This window comes from Agrobacterium sp. 5Ca39 (assembly GCF_055382365.1).
Genome location: NZ_AP026436.1, coordinates 282,709 through 301,716, shown reverse-complemented (window position 1 = coordinate 301,716; position 19,008 = coordinate 282,709). Strand labels below are relative to the sequence as shown.

General features: G+C 59.8%; 12 protein-coding genes. 4 read left to right on the top strand and 8 right to left on the bottom strand.

Features of this window, described 5'->3' with window-relative positions; genetic code table 11:
• Positions 1-20: 20 nt before the first annotated feature.
• Positions 21-2,459 (bottom strand): DUF1217 domain-containing protein, encoded by a 2,439-nt coding sequence (locus ACZ47E_RS01405; protein WP_022555670.1) that lies wholly within the window; start codon positions 2,457-2,459, stop codon positions 21-23.
• A gap of 366 nt (positions 2,460-2,825) precedes the next feature.
• Between ACZ47E_RS01405 and ACZ47E_RS01400 the strand changes: the two genes are divergently transcribed.
• A complete protein-coding gene (locus ACZ47E_RS01400) occupies positions 2,826-3,392 on the top strand; it encodes a DUF6101 family protein (RefSeq protein WP_004440141.1) in 567 nt (188 codons plus the stop codon).
• Between the two features lie 72 nt (positions 3,393-3,464).
• Here the strand turns inward: ACZ47E_RS01400 and ubiA are convergent, their stop codons facing one another.
• The 4 genes from ubiA to ACZ47E_RS01380 form a co-directional block, all read right to left on the bottom strand.
• The gene (gene ubiA / locus ACZ47E_RS01395) at positions 3,465-4,418 is read right to left on the bottom strand and encodes a 4-hydroxybenzoate octaprenyltransferase (RefSeq protein WP_006699487.1); all 954 of its coding nucleotides are present in this window, start codon (positions 4,416-4,418) and stop codon (positions 3,465-3,467) included.
• 119 nt (positions 4,419-4,537) lie between these two features.
• Positions 4,538-5,338 (bottom strand): MipA/OmpV family protein, encoded by an 801-nt coding sequence (locus tag ACZ47E_RS01390; protein ID WP_042936525.1) that lies wholly within the window; start codon positions 5,336-5,338, stop codon positions 4,538-4,540.
• 282 nt (positions 5,339-5,620) lie between these two features.
• Entirely contained in the window at positions 5,621-6,877 is a 1,257-nt protein-coding gene (locus tag ACZ47E_RS01385) for an SAM-dependent methyltransferase (protein ID WP_278067246.1), read from the bottom strand.
• Positions 6,878-7,045: 168 nt separating this feature from the next.
• On the bottom strand, positions 7,046-9,370 hold the full coding sequence (locus tag ACZ47E_RS01380; RefSeq protein WP_278067245.1) for a Tex family protein: 2,325 nt from the start codon (positions 9,368-9,370) through the stop codon (positions 7,046-7,048).
• A gap of 424 nt (positions 9,371-9,794) precedes the next feature.
• On the opposite strand from ACZ47E_RS01380, the gene purD reads away from it, so the two are divergent.
• The 3 genes from purD (at position 9,795) to ACZ47E_RS01365 (ending at position 13,878) form a co-directional block, all read left to right on the top strand.
• Positions 9,795-11,066: a phosphoribosylamine--glycine ligase gene (gene purD, locus ACZ47E_RS01375; protein WP_113380953.1), complete on the top strand. Its 1,272-nt coding sequence runs from the start codon at positions 9,795-9,797 to the stop codon at positions 11,064-11,066.
• Between the two features lie 156 nt (positions 11,067-11,222).
• Positions 11,223-11,738, top strand: a complete 516-nt coding sequence (locus ACZ47E_RS01370; protein WP_174150692.1) for a plant virulence effector HPE1-like domain-containing protein — start codon at positions 11,223-11,225, stop codon at positions 11,736-11,738.
• Between the two features lie 316 nt (positions 11,739-12,054).
• Entirely contained in the window at positions 12,055-13,878 is a 1,824-nt protein-coding gene (locus tag ACZ47E_RS01365) for a methyl-accepting chemotaxis protein (RefSeq protein ID WP_045532687.1), read from the top strand.
• Between the two features lie 55 nt (positions 13,879-13,933).
• Here ACZ47E_RS01365 and ACZ47E_RS01360 read toward each other — a convergent pair whose 3' ends face one another.
• The 3 genes from ACZ47E_RS01360 to ACZ47E_RS01350 form a co-directional block, all read right to left on the bottom strand.
• The gene (locus ACZ47E_RS01360; protein ID WP_045532689.1) at positions 13,934-14,428 is read right to left on the bottom strand and encodes a 2-thiouracil desulfurase family protein; all 495 of its coding nucleotides are present in this window, start codon (positions 14,426-14,428) and stop codon (positions 13,934-13,936) included.
• Between the two features lie 231 nt (positions 14,429-14,659).
• Positions 14,660-16,813, bottom strand: a complete 2,154-nt coding sequence (gene glyS / locus ACZ47E_RS01355; RefSeq protein WP_113380951.1) for a glycine--tRNA ligase subunit beta — start codon at positions 16,811-16,813, stop codon at positions 14,660-14,662.
• 97 nt (positions 16,814-16,910) lie between these two features.
• Positions 16,911-18,848 carry a DUF2207 domain-containing protein gene (locus ACZ47E_RS01350; RefSeq protein WP_278067244.1) on the bottom strand — a complete coding sequence of 646 codons (1,938 nt, stop codon included), beginning with the start codon at positions 18,846-18,848 and terminating at the stop codon, positions 16,911-16,913.
• Positions 18,849-19,008 lie beyond the last annotated feature (160 nt).

Genomic DNA, 19,008 nt, shown 5'->3' with positions numbered 1-19,008 from the left:
ACAAGCCGGTCCGAACGCGCCTATCGCGCGCGCAGCGTCGCTACCGCCAGCAGCGTATCGCCGCTGATTCCCGCAGAGCCGCTGCCATTGAACAGCATCATGATGGGATCTGTGGTGTTCTGCGCGTTGTCATACATGACGGTAAAACGCGCGACGAGCTTCTTCACCTTTTCCGGGTCCTGAAAATCCTTGATGTCGAAATATTTCTTCATCATCGCCACCTGCGTATCGACCGGGGCATTGCCGAGTTCGTCAGGAATGCCGAAGGTGGTGTTGATGAAACTCTGGATCGCGGTATCGGCAAGGATGGAATAATAGGACGTCGTGCCTGCCGCGATGCGCTTGAAATAAAGCGCCAGACGGACGCCGGCATTCTCTTCGCCCGCCTGCGTCTCCAGGGTCTGGGTTAGATAATTGTCCAGTGTCTCGTAGAGACCGCGCCGTGTCTGGATCAGGCTGCGGTCTTCGTGAAGGATATTGCCGTCAGAATCGAAGTTGAAGGCGGTGACGAGACGGCGGAAGACCGGATCCATTTCCTTGTTGAGATAGCTTTCGCCATCATCCAGTTTCGACGAGAACATCTTCTGCAGCTGTTCCTTCGTCACAGTTTTGGGATCGATGCCAAGCGATTCCATCGCGAATTCCGTGAGACGATCATTGCTCAGAAAATCCTTGAGCGTCTTGATCTTCTGCATCTCGCCCGTGAAATATTCCGCCTCCTTCTTGGCGGTTTCCTTGTCTTTCTCAGTGCCGAAAGCCGACTTCTTCTTGATGTAGTCAGCCGACATGGTCTGCATCTCGATTTCCGACTGTGCCAGCACCGGGGAGCCCAGGCTTCCGTCCGGTGCGAAGTTGAAAAGCTCCGCCAGTTTGACATATCGCTCGTCTTTCAGCGTATAGACGTAGCTCTTTTTGTCCTGAAGGTCGCTGGTGAGGACCTTGCGGATATCCGCCGCATTCACCTTGGCCGGATCGAGGCCGACGGCCTTCAGCGCATAATTATAGACTGCGCTGCTGTCGAGGAAATCCTTGACGGACGTGACGCTTCTAATGTCACTCTTGAATAAGGTCAGCGCCTTCTCGTCGGCGGCGTCATCCTTTTCGCCGTAATGGGTCATGTAGCCGCTTGTCGTGGTCGCGGTCTGCAGCGTCGTCTGCGGCGTCGTGCCGTCGGCAAGTGTTCCGTCCGTCTTGAAATTGAACGCGTTCCTCATGGCGAGGTAGCGCTTGTCGTTCTTGCCGAAAGTCGCGATGTAATTGTTCGGGTCGTTCAGGTCGCTGGTCAGGATGTTCTCGATCGTCGCCGTCACGATCGTCAGGTCGTTAAGGTCAAAGGCAACCTTGATATAGTTGAGGAGACGCGTATCCGAGAGCAGTTCGTCCACGGTCTTGATCGAACCGATCTTCGATTCGAAATAGTCCCGGTTCAGCGTGGCGACCGTCGGCGTCACGCGCGGTGCGCTGCTGATGTAGGCATCCGTCATCACCTTGATATTGTCAGCTTTCTGCGCCCCGCCGGCGGCAACGGTGCCATCGTTTTTGAATTCGAAGGCGGCGGCGAGCTGTGCCATCTTGTTATATTGGGTAACGGCATTTGAAAGCGTCGTCTGTTCTGCGGTGATCGCGGCAAGCTTCGCTTCCCACTCGCTCTTGGGTGGCAGCACGGCTTCGAGCTGCGTCAGCTGGTCCTGCCTGGTAACTTTTTCCGCCTCGAGCGCCGTGCGCTGCTCGTCTGTCAGTTCCGTTCCCGCGAGCGAAGTGTCGATTGCGGCGATCCGCGCCGTGACCTCCGCGTGCAGTTCGATATTACCTTTCATGGTCAGCTTTTCGACCGCGTCATTATAGGCAGCGCCAAATTTCTGATTGAGGTAGCTGTCGGGATCGGCGATGTCGCTCGTCATCAATCCCCGGATATGGGAATAGGTATAGGTCTTCTCATCGATGCTGAAGACCTGAAATATATAGGCGCGGGCCCTGTCGTTCTGGAGCAGCTGATCAACGTTGGTGACGGTGCCGATGATCGCCTTGTAATAGCGGGTCTCTTCGGCAAGGCTGTCATCCATGTCGGTGATCGACGTCCCGTAGAGCCCGATCATCTTGTCGAGCTGTGCCTCCGTCTGAACCGTCTTTGTCGAGGCCGTGAAATTGAAGGCAGCGGCAAATTCCCGATACCGCTCGTCCGTCAGCTTGTTGGCGAAGCTGTTCTGGTCGTTCAGGTCGCTCTCCAGCACCTTTTTCATGAAAGCCTTGGCATAGGTCATCTCGCCGAGGCCGAAGGCATCCATGGCATAGGAATAGAGCTGATAGTTATCGAGGAATTCATCGACGCTTTTCACATTGCCGATGTTTTCCTTGTAATATTTCGTCTGACGCTCGGTGATTGCCTGCTGCGACACGCGGGAAATGCTTGTCTTCATATCGCGGTTGATGAGGTCGTAGCTGAGATAAGTCGATACCATCCGAATGCCCCCTGGAGCCTCGCTCGTCCCCGTGGAACGTCGAAACTCCGCTTTGAATCCGCCCTGCCATGCCTCCATCCGGAAGCGCGGCAGGGCCCGACGCGACTATGCAGGACGCGCCTTGCCCGGAGCTTGAAAGAGCACAATTTCGACCGGGATAAAAACCGCATTGTCCCGATCTCCTTTACCCAAGCGAAACCATGCCACAGTGTGTTTTGCTAACCATTTGGGAATGCAAAGTTTTCTTAACCGCGATTTTTAAGCAGTCTCGAACAGGCGGCGGATATTCTCCTGACATCAGAGGACGAAAAGTCCCGATGAGAAGACCGGAAACCGGCTCTCAGGTAAAACAAGGGTAGAATAAACATGACCAAGACCGTTCTGAAGCCCGACTGGGCCGTCGCCACTCTCAGGTTAGACCCGGCACGTTTTCCGCAACAGGTCACCTATGGAAAAGGCAATGGCGCGACCGATGTCGCCGTCACCCTCGATGAACGGGGCGCCGTTCTGAGAAAGGTTCTGTCCTCTTCCGGCCTGCCTCTGTCCTTCGCCCTGCCTGCCCGCGCCTTCAAGGGTGTTGCCGCCCGCGCCATCGACCATGGTGACGGGCAGGTGACGGTGACTCTCGAGCTGCATCACGACGATCCGGATCTTTGCGTTCCGCTTCTCGTCGCCCACGATCTGTGCGATATCGCCGCCGACTGGCGCAGCTGGTCCGAGGCCTACCGCATTCCCATGCTGATGGTGGAAGCCGATGGCGTCGCCCGTCCGCTGGAAGAACATCTCGGCAAGGTGCGCACCCAGAATACCCGTCCGCGCCGCCGCCATTCCTATTTCGCGGAGCGCCGCCCGCGCTTCCTCGTTCGCCGTTCCACCGGTTCGCTCGGCATGAGCATGAAGATCGAGGGCAAGGAAATCATCGCCCGCAACTGATCTTCTTCATAACACAAAAAGCCCGGCGCGGATGACGCGACCGGGCTTTTTCGTATTCGCTATTCCCGCAGCTTACACCAGCAGCAGCGGCAGAATGAGCCCTGCGAAAATCAGCACGCCGACGCGGTTGTTGGATTTGAACAGCACGAGACACTGGTCAACGTCATCGATATCAAGCACCCATACCTGCCGGAACAGCATGAGAGCCGCGGCGGCAAGTCCGCTATAGGCAATGACGTTAACACCCGCCGTCCAGAACGACAGGAACATCATGGCAAGGGCTGTGCCATAAAGGAAAACCAGCCAGCGATGTGTGTTTTCTCCAAACAGGAGGGCGGTAGAACCGATGCCCACCGCCGTGTCATCTTCCTTGTCCTGGTGGGCGTAGATTGTATCATAACCGATCGTCCAGGCGATGGAGCCGACATAAAGCAGGACAGCCGGCCAGGCAATCGATCCGAACTGCCCCGCCCAGCCCATCAGCGCGCCCCAGGAAAATGCAAGACCGAGGAAAAATTGCGGCCAGTTGGTGAAGCGCTTGGCGAAGGGGTAGATCGCCACGAAGAACAGCGAGAACATACCGGTTGCGATTGCGAAACTGTTGAACTGCAGGAGGACGACCAGCCCGGCAAGCGCCTGCAGGACGATGAAGACCTTGGCCTGTCCGCGGCTCACCCGGCCCGACGGCAGCGGTCGCGAGCGGGTGCGCGCCACTGCCATGTCGATCTTGTGGTCGGCCAGATCATTATAGGTGCAGCCCGCGCCGCGCATCGCCACCGATCCGATGAAGAACAGCACTAGGTGCCAGATCAGCGTGCCCCAGGAAAAGCCGCCGGTCGCCACCGCCGCGTTGGCCGCGAGGGCTGCGGACCAGAAGCACGGCCACATCAGCAATTGCCAGCCGATGGGTCGATCCCACCGGGCCAGCTGCGCATAGGGCCAGAGGGGCCTCGGCAAAATCCGATAGACCCAGTTATTGGATGGCGCGTCGGAGACGCGGTCTGACAAATCGCTGTGGTGAACCATGGGATGGTTCTACAGCATCAGCCGCAAAATCGGAATGGATTTCAGCAGCCGACCGTACACGCAGAAAAGCCCCGCAGCGGTTCGCGACGGGGCTTTTCAGGAGCATATCTCCACTCGTGTCAGGGCAGGGAGAAATTGAATTTGTAGCTCGCCTGAACCCCGATGATGAACTGGTTCTTCGAACCGCGCTCGCGCACGAGCGAACTGTCCGCGGCATCGCCGGTCAGGCGGCGATATTCCGCAAAGGAGCCGACTTCAGCATTTTCGGTGACTTTCCAGGTGATGGCGGCGCCGATACCGGCCGAATGCAGGCCGCCGCCCGGGCTATAGGGCGATGGCGCGCCGGCGGCCGCCTGTGCCGCACTCACACCGTAATAACGTTCATTGTATTTGCTGCTCACCCACGTGGCGCGCGGGCCGGCCGAAATCTGGATGCCGGGGGCGATATCGGTGAAGGCATCGACAGCGACATCGCCGACCACGCCGCTGTGGCTGCGGATGCCCTGACGAACTTCGCCGCGAACGCGCAGCCAGTCGGTCGGATAAGCCTCGGCAAAACCACCAAGCTCGCCGCCGCGCTTGATACGCGTCATGCCCTTCAGATCGGCAGAATCACCCTCATCACGTGGAGAGATCAGGCGGCCGGCGAGACCCATGCTGAGCGGACCGTTATCCAGAAGCGAGATGGAGGCGCTGTCGTTCCGGGAGGTGAAACGGGCGCCCTGCCCCTGACGGCCGAGGGAAATGATGGGCGAAAAGCCGAATTCATTCTTGTTATCGCCCTGATATTTCGGCGCGGTGAAACCCGCGCCGCCGAGTTTCAGATACCAGTCGCCGGAAAACCAGCCATCTGCATGGGCATTGCCCACGGCAAAGAGCGACAGGATACAGGCGGCGGCTGCCGCTGATGGCTTGAACATGAAAGAACCCCAGAAACGCAATACAGACAGGTGTCCGTAGAATTAGAGGGATTGTCTTTCCATTCGATTAACCAGTGCGTTAAGAAGCAGACACCACCGCGAGGCTCACGACACGGCGCCAAACCTCTCGTTCGTCATGCTCGGGCCTGTCCCGAGCATCTGCGACCGAAGGACTTTACGCAACGTGGATAGATCCTCGGAACAAGCCCAGGGTGACGCCGAGATTGCGGAGACGCTTGTCAATACTCTCCGCAATTCGGTCACTCGCCGCCCACACCGTCGTCAGAATGTCACCTTCTCCAGCGGCGCCCGAGTCTTCTCAAACTCCAGCAGCTTTGCCTCGTTCTGCGCAATGTAGTCGCGATTATGCGGCACGGCATCGCGGTCCTTGGCGATCTGGATCTGGAAGATGTGGAAGTTCTCGTGGGTGAAGGCCATTTCCGACCCCGCCAGATAAAACTCCCACATGCGGAAGAAGCGCTCGTCATAAAGTGCTATCGCTTCCGCCTTGCGCGCCACGAAACGCTCGCGCCAGTGTCGCAGCGTGTGGGCATAGTGCATCGGCAGGATTTCGATATCCTTGACCAGCAGCCGGGATTTCTCGATGGCCGGCAGCACTTCGGCAAGCGAGGGGATATAGCCGCCGGGGAAAATATATTTTTCGATGAAGGGGTTGGTCGCCAGCGCCGGATACGGCTGGCCGATGGAATGCAGCACCATCACGCCCTTATCGTCAAGCACCTCCGCCACCTTGTCAAAATAATCGCGATAATGGGTCGGCCCGACATGTTCGAACATGCCGACGGAGACGATGCGGTCATATTTCTTTGAAGCCGGAAGATAACGGTAATCCTGCAATTCGAAACGGACATTGCCGGCAAGCCCGCGTTTTGCGGCTCGGTCACGGGAAACGCGCAGCTGTTCCTCGCTAAGCGTGATGCCGGTGACATCGGCTCCGGCGCTCTCGGCGATATACATGGCCATGCCGCCCCAGCCGGAGCCGATTTCCAGAACACTCTGGCCCGGCTCGGTCATCAGCTTGGCGGCGATGTGCCGCTTTTTCGCGACCTGCGCCTCATAAAGGCTGATGCCGGGCGGATTGAAATAGGCGCAGGAATATTGCCAGTCCTCATCGAGAAAGAGGTCAAACAGCTTTGCGCTCAGATCATAATGGTGGGCGACGTTGCTCTTGTTGTGATTGACCGGCAGATGCATCTTGATGCGGGCGGCGATGATGCGAGCCATGCCGCGCCAGATCATGCCGAAGGACAGGGCTTCGCTCAGCGTATTGCTTTTGACCAGCGCCAGAAAATCATAAATGTCGCCTTCCGCGACCTTCACGCGGCCCTCCATGTACATTTCAGCAAGCTTGAGCGCCGGATCGGCGGCAATCTCCTGCATGGCGGCTTCGTCGGTGAAGTTGAGAACCACCTTCTTTCCGGCACCATTGCCGAATGTGCGGCTGCCGCCGGGGCTGTTGACGGTCAGATCACCGTTCTTGATTATCTTTTCGAGAAGAACATGCAGAGACGACGCCATGGCACCCCCAATTGCTAAGTCTCACTTATCAATTTTGCTGACCGTATTCCTTTCGGCATAAGTTGCAAGATAGTCTTATTTCAAAAAAATTGAACGATTTCATCAAGCAAAAAGCCCTGCCGAGGTGTATGGCAGGGCTTTACTCAGAAAAATCATTTCAACCGCAGGTCAGCGCCGCTTCATGGCTTCAGCCAGGGCAGCTGCCAGTGCACCACCGGATTGCGACCCCTCGTTGCGATCTTTGGGCTTGGCTGTCGCGTGGCGCATGGCATTTGTATTGCCCCTCTCCCGCATCGGCTGCGGCGCAGCCTCGCCACCATCCTTACGCATGGTCAGCCCGATGCGCTTGCGCTTCACATCCACTTCAACGACTCGCACCTTGACGACATCACCCGCCTTGACGACCTCATGCGGGTCTTTGACGAAACGGTCGGCGAGCTGCGAGACATGCACCAGCCCGTCCTGATGCACGCCGATATCCACGAAAGCGCCGAAGGCAGCCACATTGGTAACGGTGCCTTCCAGCAACATGCCGGGTTTCAGATCGGTGATCTCGTCCACACCCTCGGCAAAGGTCGCGGTCTTGAAGCTCGGGCGCGGGTCACGGCCGGGCTTTTCCAGTTCGGCGATGATGTCCTTGACGGTCGGCAGGCCGAACTGCTCATCGATGAACTTCTTAGGGTCCAGCGACTTCAAGGTGGCGCTATCGCCCATCAGCGAGCGCAGATCGCGGCCGCAGGCGGCGACGATCTTCTTCGCCACGCCATAGGCTTCCGGGTGAACGGACGAAGCATCCAGCGGCTCCTTGCCGTTTGGAATGCGCAGGAAGCCCGCGCATTGTTCGAAGGTGCGCTGGCCGAGGCGCGGCACTTTGAGCAATTCCTTGCGGCTCGCGAATGGACCGGTCTGATCGCGATGGGCAACGATGGCATCGGCAATCGAGGCACCGAGACCGGAAACCCGCGCCAGAAGCGGCGACGAGGCCGTGTTGAGGTCTACGCCGACGGCATTCACGGCATCTTCCACGACAGCATCGAGCGAGCGGCTGAGGCGGCCCTGATCGACATCGTGCTGGTATTGACCGACGCCGATAGATTTCGGCTCGATCTTCACCAGTTCCGCCAGCGGGTCCTGAAGGCGGCGGGCGATGGAGACTGCTCCACGTAGCGAAACGTCGAGATTGGGGAATTCAGCCGCCGCCCGTTCCGAAGCGGAATAGACGGATGCGCCCGCCTCCGACACGATTACCTTGGTGGGCTTTGTACCTGAAGCGGAAGCCGGCATCTGGGCCAGAAGATCGGCCACCAGCTTTTCCGTCTCGCGGCTGCCGGTGCCATTGCCGATGGCGATCAGCTCGACATTGTGCTTGCGAATGAGCAAGGCGAGTTCCGCCTGCGCGCCGCGCACGTCGTTCTTCGGCTGGAAGGGGTAAACCGTCGAGGTGTCCAGCAGCTTGCCGGTGCCATCGACCACGGCCACCTTGACGCCGGTGCGGATGCCCGGATCGAGACCCATGGTGGCGCGCGATCCGGCGGGGGCGGCCAGCAGGAGATCCTTGAGGTTCCGTGCGAAGACATTGATCGCCTCTTCTTCCGCCCGCTCACGCAACTCGCGCATCAGGTCGAGCGATAGCGACATGGAGAGTTTCACGCGCCAGGTCCAGCCGGCGACCTCCATCAGCCATTGATCGGCGGGGCCAGCATTGCGGATATCGAAGGCGGCGGCGATGGTGCGCTGCGCCGGCTTCACCGGTGCGGGATCGTCTGCATCGACATCGATCGTCAATGTCAGAATTTCCTCGTTCCAGCCGCGCAGCATGGCGAGCGCCCGGTGGCCCGGCACCGTCGCCCAGCGTTCGGAATGGTCGAAATAATCGGAAAACTTCTCGCCGGCCGCCTGTTTGCCATCCACCACCTTGGCGCGGAAGGTGGCGTTCTGGCGCATGTAATCGCGCAGGCGGCCAAGCAGATCGGCATTTTCCGTCATGGTTTCAGCCACGATGTCTCGCGCGCCCTCGAGCGCCGCCTTCACATCGGCCACCTCGCCCTGCACATAGGCCTCCGCCAGTTTCGCCGGATCGGCGGCGCGGTTTTCCCATATGGCTTCGGCAAGCGGGCCAAGACCCCTTTCGCGGGCGATTTCGGCACGGGTGCGGCGCTTCGGCTTATAGGGCAGGTAGAGGTCTTCCAGCTCGGCCTTGGTGCCCGCCTGCATTATCTTGACCATCAGCTCATCGGTCATCTTTCCCTGCCCGCTGATGGAATCGACGATGGAAGAGCGACGGGCATTGAGTTCGCGCAGATAGACAAGGCGTTCGGAAAGCGTGCGCAGCTGGGTATCGTCAAGCCCTCCCGTCACTTCCTTGCGGTATCTGGCGATGAAGGGAACGGTCGCGCCCTCGTCCAGCAGGGTCACCGCGGCCTTTACCTGATCGGGGCGGGCGTTGATTTCGGAGGCGATGAGCGTGGCGAGGCGGGCGTTGTCTGCGGTCATATGGGTCTCTGCTGTCATATCTGGAGCGGCGACCATAATGTCTGATTGTGGCGTGACAACAAGAGGCGACAACGATTCCACAGGAAAGGCTGACTTCAGGGGAAAGACAGGCAATTCATCGTAGTGACCGCGGCGTCTCGAAAAGCGATTTCTGATGCAGAACGGCACCATCCGCACACAGTCACCCCGGACTTGATCCGGGGTCCAGTGCAATCAAGTCCTTGATCGCTTAAGACTCTTTCACGGCGCAGACGCGCCGTGGCTGGATGCCGGATCAAGTCCGGCATGACGGAGGAGGGATTTGCAGCCTCTATTCGCAGGCTAAACGCGCGGCAATCGCCACATATTCGTCTTGACCTTTCGCCCCCCTGCCCTTAACGCCCCTGACACAAGGTTACTGGCGAATTTTGCAGGGGTATTGACCATGAAAGTTCTGTTGATCGGTTCCGGCGGACGCGAACATGCGCTGGCGTGGAAAATCGCCCAGTCTCCCCTGCTTGATGCGCTCTACGCAGCCCCCGGCAATCCCGGCATCGCCGACCATGCGACGCTAGTGGAGCTGAACGTGGAAGATCATGCTGCCGTCATCGCCTTTGCAAAAGAAAAGGCAATCGACTTCGTCGTCATCGGCCCGGAAGCGCCGCTGGTCGCCGGTCTGGCGGATGACCTGCGTGCCGCCGGCATCGCCACTTTCGGGCCATCGAAAGCGGCAGCGCAGCTGGAGGGTTCCAAGGGTTTCACGAAGGATCTCTGCGCGCGCTACGATATTCCGACCGGCGCTTACCAGCGTTTCAAATCCGCAGAGCCGGCCAAGGACTACGTCCGCGCACAGGGTGCGCCCATCGTCATCAAGGCCGACGGGCTTGCCGCCGGCAAGGGCGTGACCGTGGCCATGACGGAAGCGGAAGCGCTTGCCGCGATTGACGACTGCTTCGACGGCGCTTTCGGCGCGGCCGGCGCCGAAGTGGTGGTGGAGGCCTTCCTCGATGGCGAGGAAGCGAGCTTCTTCTGCCTTTCCGACGGCAAGACCGCGCTGGCGCTCGCAACCGCGCAGGATCACAAGCGCGTCGGTGATGGTGATACCGGTCCGAATACGGGCGGCATGGGTGCCTATTCGCCCGCCCCCGTAATGACCGCGACCATGGTGGAGCGCACCATGAAAGAAATCATCGAGCCGACGATCTCGGGCATGGCGAAAGATGGTAATCCCTTCTCCGGCGTGTTCTTTGCTGGACTGATGATTACCGCCAAGGGCCCGGAACTCATTGAATACAACGTGCGCTTCGGCGATCCAGAATGCCAGGTGCTGATGATGCGCCTGAAAAGTGATCTGCTGCCCATCCTCTACGCCACGGCCACTGGCACACTGGACAGGGTTGACGCGGAATGGCGCGACGAGGCTGCGCTGACCGTCGTCCTGGCTTCCAAGGGTTACCCCGGCGCATACGACAAGAACACGCCGATCGCGCATATTCCTGAAGCGAGCGAAGAAGCGAAGGTGTTCCATGCCGGGACTGCGTTGAAGGACGACAGGCTGGTGGCTACGGGTGGCCGCGTGCTGAACGTTACCGCCCTTGGAAAGACCGTTACCGAGGCGCAGGCCCACGCCTATGCGCTGGCGGACAGGGTGGAGTGGGAAAACGGCTTTTGCCGGCGCGATATCGGCTGGCAGGCTGTGGCGCGCGAAAAGGCCTGATTTTTAGATCAAACGGGCCGGCAACGAATATTTCGTTCAATTTTTACCAAGTTTGCTGACCCGATGGAAACGAAACGCCGGTAATACTTGCCCGAACATGGAATGGCGCACTTTGCCCGGATCACGAGGCGGCGCCGTTATTTGGGGGCTTTTTCGATGCGGCGTCTTCTTCTGACAGCGATTGTCGTGCTGACCGGCGGGTCTGCCATGGCGTCTTCCATCGAATATATCAACGGTGTTCATACCACCAATGGCAGCTTCATCCGTCGCGACTGCACGGGTTGCCAGCAGATCAAGGAGAAAACCGCGGCGCAGGTTTACAGCATTCCTTCCATAGAACCCGGGACCCAGCACACGGAAATGCGGGAAGTGGATGGCAGGCAGACGCTGGTGCGCACGGAAGCATGGCTCGGCGGCGCGCCCGTGACATTTGTCAGCACCAATCCGGCATGGATGCCGAAGGAAGCGTCTGGCACCGCAATCGCCACCTATGACGACGTGGAGCCAACGGCGCATACGCAGGAAACCGCTGCGACGCCCGGCGGCATAGACATGACGACCACCACTGCGGCTACGAAGGAAATTTCGAGTACCGATGCGGCGGCCCCCTCACGCGCTTCTGCCTTGCCCGCTCCGACCAACTTCCCGGACTTCCAATTGCGCGGCAACTGACCTGCGGGTTGGATGACAAATGTCAAACAATCGCGTCCGCGCTGTATTTTTCACGGTCGTCAGCAACCATTTGGGGAATTAAAAATCCCCGAGGGGTTATTCCGCCGGCTGGCGTGATAAAGCTTCCACTAATTAAATATATCTTCAAATTTTTGGCTGCTAAGTCATCTCATGGTGCAATGCAGCACAGCATGAGGCCTTGGGCGGATGCCGCTCTTCAGGCCCTTCCCGGCGCATCATGCGCTTCTCCCTTTTCCGAAACACCGGCAGCGCGCGGCAAAGCGAGGCGCGCGAGGCCAAACGCTTGTGAGGGCCCATGAAGAACCTTTCCATTTCCCGTCAGTTGATCGTTCTTGTAGTGGCCCTGATGGCCGCCTTCGCCGTGGCAACCTTCTACCAGCTGAAGTCCGCCACCGACGCGATCTATGAGGAACGCTACGGTATGCTGCGGACTCAGGTGCAGTCGGCCATCTCCATCCTGCAATCCTTCCACGACAAGGAAAAGGCCGGCACCCTTTCGCGCGACGAGGCCATGAAGCAGGCTTATGCGACCGTCAGCGCCATACGCTTCACCCCGGATGGCTACCTCTTCGGTTATGATTACGATGTGACGATGAAGTTCCATCCCGATGCCAAGCGCGTCGGCGAGAACTTCAAGGGCAAGCCTGACAGCAAGGGTTTCGCTTATCGTGACGAGCTGGTGCGGCTTGGTCGCAATGGCGGCGGCCAGACGGATTTCTACGGCCCGAAGCCCGGCATGGAAGGCAATGACTACGCCAAGAGCTCCTATGCACTTGCCTTCGAACCCTGGCAGGTGGTGGTCGTGACCGGCGTTTACATCGATGATCTGAACGCACAGGTGCGCGGCGAGGTGATGAAGGCGCTATCCATCGGCGCGTTGATCTTCGTGCTGGCGCTTGCAGCCGCTTTCTATGTCATCCGTGGTATCTCGAAGCCCCTCGGCGATATTCACCGCGCGCTTGGCGAAGTCGCCAATGAAAACGTCTCGCTCGCCATTCCCCATACTGGCCTCACCAACGAAGTGGGCATGATGGCGAAGGCTACTGCCTCGCTTCAGGACAAGGTACGCGAGCGCCATGCCATGCAGCGCCGTGAGGAAGAACAGCAGCAACAGCTCAATGCCGAGCGCCAGAACAACCTCGACATGCAGCGCGACGAGGCAGAATTGCAGGCGCGTGTGGTCGCCACCATCGGCGAGGCGCTGGAAAAGCTGGCCGGCGGCGATCTGACCGTGCGCTGCGGCGACCTCGGCAACCGTTACGCAACGCTGCGCGACAATTTCAACGAGGCCCTGACCCATCTCGATGCCGCCATGGCCAAGGTAAATTCCAAGAGCATCGACATTGGCGGCTCAAAGGAAGAAATCCGCAAGGCCTCCAACGAGCTATCGCAGCGTACCGAACGGCAGGCTGCCAATCTGGAAGAGACCTCCGCAGCGCTTGACGAACTGACCGTCGCGGTGCGCCAGACGGCGGAAGGGGCAGCTGACGCCGCCAAGCGTGTCACCACCGTCAGCTCGGAAGCCACGCGCAGCGACCGTGTGGTGGAAGAAGCGATCATGGCGATGAGCGGCATCGAGCAGTCTTCCGACCAGATTTCCAACATCATCGGCGTGATCGACGATATCGCCTTCCAGACCAACCTTCTGGCACTGAATGCTGGCGTCGAAGCTGCTCGCGCGGGTGAGGCTGGCAAGGGCTTTGCCGTGGTAGCGCAGGAAGTGCGCGAACTCGCACAGAAATCCGCGGCTGCTGCCAAAGAGATCAAGGACCAGATCGCCCGCTCTTCCGCCCAGGTGGAAAATGGCGTGCGGCTTGTGGGCGAGGCCGGCGATGCACTGAAGCGTATCTCGGACCAGATCAAATCCGCTAACGAGATCGTCAGCAAGATCGCCCACTCGGCAGCCGAGCAGGATACGACGCTGCGCTCGATCTCCTCATCGCTCAACCAGCTCGACGTGGCCACCCAGCACAATGCGGCAATGGCGGAAGAAACCACGGCTTCAGCGGAAGCGCTTGCCGTGGACACAGAGGAACTGCTGAACCTCATCCGCGGCTTCCGCGTGTCGTCCGGTCACCAGCTTCATGCCATGGCGCATGAGCTGCGCATGGCGGGGTGATACGCCGCAAGACTATCGATGAACAAAGGCGCCGGGGAACTCCGGCGCTTTTCTTTTAACGGGTCAGCACATCCAGCCGGTCGATATCGGCAGGTGAAAAAACGGCAATACCGGCTTTTTCGAGCAGCGCCGCCGTCACCCCATTGCCCGCATGTTTGACGCCAGAAAACGAACCGTCATAGATGGCAACCGACCCACAGGACGGGCTGCCATCGATCAGAAGCGCGTATGTGCAGGCATTGGCCCTCGCAAAGGCCAGCGCTCTTTCTGCGCCGGCAATGAATTGCGCCGTGACATCGCCGCCGGTCACCTCCAGCACGCGGGCGCGGCCCTCCAGCACATCGAGACCGGAGGCACCATCTTCGATTTCCGCCGGCGGGCGCGGCACGGGCATACCGCCCGCCATCTCAGGACAGATCGTCACCAGCCTACCCTCGCTTCGCCAGCGGTCTATCGCCGGGTGGGCGAAGGGTTTGCCTCTGCCGTCGTAACGGACAGGTTGGCCGAGGAGGCAGGCGCTGATGAGGATTTTGGAGGTGGGGTGGGTCAATGGGAGGTTATCCTGCGGGAGTTGAGGCTGTGGCTTACCCCCCTCTGCCCTGCCGGGCATCTCCCCCTCAAGGGGGGAGATCGGCGAGAGGAATGCTCCCCGCTCTTCCCGAAACGTTCAATGTGGCTGAGAGCTCGCCACAGGTCGATCTCCCCCCTTGAGGGGAGATGTCCGGTCGGACAGAGGGGGGGTGAACCGCGCACACTGACATGTACGGCTGCCCCAACCCCATCACCCCGTAATCTTCGAGAAATCCGCAACCGTACCAGTCGCTTCGCGAATAGCCTTCAGCAGCGCCAGACGATTTGCACGAATGGCCGCGTCCTCATCGTTGACGAGCACATCCTCGAAGAATTTATCGACAGGCGCGCGAAGCGTCGAAAGCGCCTGCATGGCAGAGCGGAAATCTTCGCCGGCAACAGCCTTCGCGGCATCGGCAGACGCGGTCTTGATCGCCGCATAAAGCGCCTTTTCGGCATCGAGCTTCAACAACTCTTCCGAAACGCCATCCGCCACCACAGTCCCCTTCTTCTCCTCCGCGGCCAGAAGCTGGGTGGCGCGCTTGGCGCCTGCCAGAAGGTTACGGCCATCCTCACCGGTGATGAAGGCGGTGAGCGCTTCGACACGGCGGGCGATCATCAGCAGGTCGTCGGATTCCGGCGTCAGGACGGCGTCGATCAGATCGTAACGCGCGCCGAGATCGCGGAGATAGACCTTCAGACGGTCGTGGAAGAAGGAGAGAAGGTCCGGATCCTTGGCAACGCTCAGCAGTGGCAGCCGCACGTTCTTCTCAAGCAGAATACGCACCACACCCAGCGCCGCACGGCGCAGCGCGAAGGGGTCCTTCGAGCCGGTGGGCTTCTCATCGATGGCCCAGAAGCCGGCGAGGGTGTCGAGTTTGTCAGCGAGAGCGACCGTGATCGCCACCTTGTCAGCCGGCAGGCGGTCGGAAGGACCCTGCGGCTTGTAGTGATCTTCGATGGCGGCCGCAACGCTTTCGTTTTCGCCCTGAAGCGCCGCATATTTGCGGCCCATCAAGCCCTGAAGCTCGGGGAATTCGCCGACGGCTTCGGTGCGCAGGTCGGCCTTGGCCAGCACAACGGCGCGGTCCACCAGCGCGGCATCGGCGCCGACGATCGGGGCCAGCGTCTTCGCCAGTTCGCGGATGCGGGATACGCGCTCGCCCTGCGTGCCGAGCTTGGCGTGAAAGGTGACGTTGAGCGCATCGAGCTTCGCCATGCGCTGGTCGAGGGGCTTTTTAAGATCGAGGCTGAATTTTGCAGCCGAGTCCTTCAACGTCTCAAGATCGGGCAGATCACCCTGGTCACGGGTCCAGAAATGGCGGGCATCCGACAGGCGCGCGCGCACGACCTTGCCATTGCCGTGGATGATTTCCTTGCCGCCATCACTCGCTTCGATGTTCGAGACAAGGATGAAGCGGTTGGAAAGGCCCTCTTCCGCACCCTGGTTGCGGGTGACGAAACACTTCTGGTTGGTCTTGATGGTGAGGCGGATGATTTCTGCGGGGATTTGCAGATAGTCCTCTTCGAAAGTGCCCATCAGCACCTGCGGCCATTCGACCAGGCCGGAAACTTCTTCCAGCAGGCCTTCGTCTTCCACAAGGTCGAGCCCGTTGGCGAAAGCGAGGTCCTTGGCGTCGTGCAGGATGATGTCCTTGCGGCGCTCGGCATCGAGAATGACCTTCGCCTTTTCGAGGCTCGAGACATAATCCTCGAAACGGCGCACGGTGATCGGACCCGGCGCATGGAAACGATGGCCATAGGTAACGTTGCCGGCAACGATACCATCGATGGCAAACGGGATGACCTGCGTTTCATCGTGTTCGGGGCCGAACAGGCAGACAATGGATTGCAGCGGCCGCACCCAACGCAGGCTTTCCGAACCTTTGCCTTCGATACCGGCATAGCTGGAGCCTTTCGGCATCGAAGCGGGGCCGGAGCGCATGGATTTCGGCCAGGGGAAAGAGCGGATGATGCCGGGCATCACCTCGGCGATGATCTCTTCCGCCGGACGGCCCGGCTTGTTGATGATGGCGATGTAGAAATCACCCTTCTTCGGATCGGAAACAACCTGCGCTTCCGAGATATCGTTGAGGCCTGCGCCACGCAGAAAGCCTTCGATGGCCTTTTCATTGGCATCGGTGCGCGGACCCTTCTTTTCCTCACGCACATCGGCCGAGCGGGCGTTGAGGCCGCGAATATCCAGCGTCAGGCGACGCGGTGTCCAATATTCGCGCGCACCTTCATAGGTCAGCCCTCTCTCCACCAAGGCATCGGTGACGAGTTTCTTCAGATCGCCCGCCGCCTTGCGCTGCATGCGGGCAGGGATTTCCTCGGAGCGAAGTTCAAGCAGAAGATCGGGCATGGGATAAGGACTTTAATCTGTTGCAAAAGAGTGTCGCGGACTTAGCAAGACCAGCGGCAAAAGTCACCAGCTATCGGTTAAATTACCGCGGCAGGCATCACCAGCCGCCGCCACCGCCCCCGCCGCCGCCAGAGCCGGAAAAACCGCCCCCGCCCCCGCCTGAGAAGCTGGAGCCGGAAGAGCTGACAGGCTGCGGAATGGTGGAGGCGATTGTGCTTGCCATAGAGGTTGAGAACCCGCCGATCCTGTCGCCAAAGCTGCCGTAATTGCTGCCCAGGTACCAGCCCGGCGCATAACTTGCCGCGGCGGCACCGGCGGCGGCGGTCGCGAGCCAGGTCTCGAACGTACGGCTCCAGGGCTTTTCGACGCCGAGCGCCACGGCATAGGGCAGCAGCGTTTCGAAATGTTGCGGCGACATGGCCGGCGCGCCCGCCATGTTCATCCGGTCCTTTTCGGCCAGCGTCAGATAGGTCCGCAGGCCTTCGATGCCATCCATCAGCTTGCGACCGAGCGGCGTCGGTGCGCCCATCAGAAACAGGAACAGCGCATTGGTGAGCACGATTCCGCCGATGGCAGCGAGCGCCAGTGACTTGGTGTCATGTGTAACGTCAAGCAGGATTTGCGTGGCGATGCCGCCAATGGCCGAAAAGGCCACGAAACCGGCAAAGGCGAGCATGACGATGCCACCGATCCGCTTGCGCAGCGGCGCGCCGCGCGAAAACTGCCGGCCGATGCCAATCGAAAGGATGCTGAAAAAGAAAGCAAAAAAGCCAAAGACCAGCACAGCGGCGATGGCGCTCTCATCCAGATCGCCGAAGAGCAGCGTCGCAACGATGAGGGCGAGGCTGAGGAAGATACCGAAGACGGTGTAGCCGGCATTGCTGCGGTAATACTTGCCGCGATGTTCTTTCTCTATAGCTGCGCGAAACTGTTTGCCGACCTTCTCGACCTCCGCCCCATGGGCCTTGTCGATGGTTAGTGTCTCCCCCGGCCCACCGATGGAGGAAAGCAGCGTCTTCTGTCCCGTCGGCAGGTTGTCGGCCGTCGCCTTTTGCGTGCGGCGGATGACGATGGCGTTCTTCAGGTCCTCCAGAACCACATAACCTTTTACGGCCAGATCGAGTGCCGAAGCGGAAAGCGCCGTCCAGCCCGCGCCGGAAAAACCGCGGTTATCGACGTAATTGACCAGCGCCGGGGAAAGTCCATCCGGCGCGTCCCAGCGCGGCACGACGACGCCTTTTGCCGGATCGCGGCCCACGGCGAACCAGGCTCGCAGATAATAGAGGAGCACGACGAAGAGACCGCCGCCCGAAAGGAGGATGGCGAGATTGTCCCGCAGCCACCACCCCGCCTCCTGCGTGGTGTCAGGAGCCGATATAGCCCCCTTGGGCAGTTTCACCGCAACCGTCATGCCCTCGCCCACCGAAAAGGGGCGAGTGGAGGCGAAGAAAACCTCGTTGCCCTCACTGAGGATGCGGGCGTCCTTGCCTTTTGCGCCAAGCGGACCGGTGAAGACGGCGGTATCCGTCGCCTTGACACCATCAGGCAACGTGATGGTAGCGGAAATCTCGCCCATGGGGAATTGCCAGCCATTGCCGGTGACGTTCCAGGTCAGCTCGTCATAATCGCTGAAATAACGGATCTGCCGGGCGGTGGTGTAGGTGATCTGGAAGATATGTTCGCCGGTCGGCAGAAAACGGTCGGCGCTGCCGGTATAGATACGTATACCTCCGTCGATATTTTCTGTGCGCCAGTTTTCCGGCGCACCATCGCGCTCCACCGAAACGACGCTGAAATCCACCTTGGTGCGGCGGTTATTCGCATCCAGCGCATAAAGCGGAAAATCGCGGAAAATGCCGCGCTTGATGTTCTGGCCTTCGGCGCGGGCGGTGATGGTCTCCGTCACCGTCAGCTTTCCGTCTCGCGCAACCTCGATGACGGAATGATACGAACGGATGAACTCTTCCGCGAAAGCCGGGAAGGCCGCGCCCAGGAAGACGAACAGCGCGAGAAATCTTGCGGCGATGGTCTTCACGGGTGATTTCTCCTTAAGGGAATGGAGCGTTTCCGGTTTCAGAATACAGTCATTGCCGTCATACCGGGCTAGACCCGGTATCCAGCAGCCGCGCGTCTGCGCGGCTTGAAGAGTCTTTCGCGATCAAGGACTTGATCGCACTGGATTCCGGCTCAGGGCC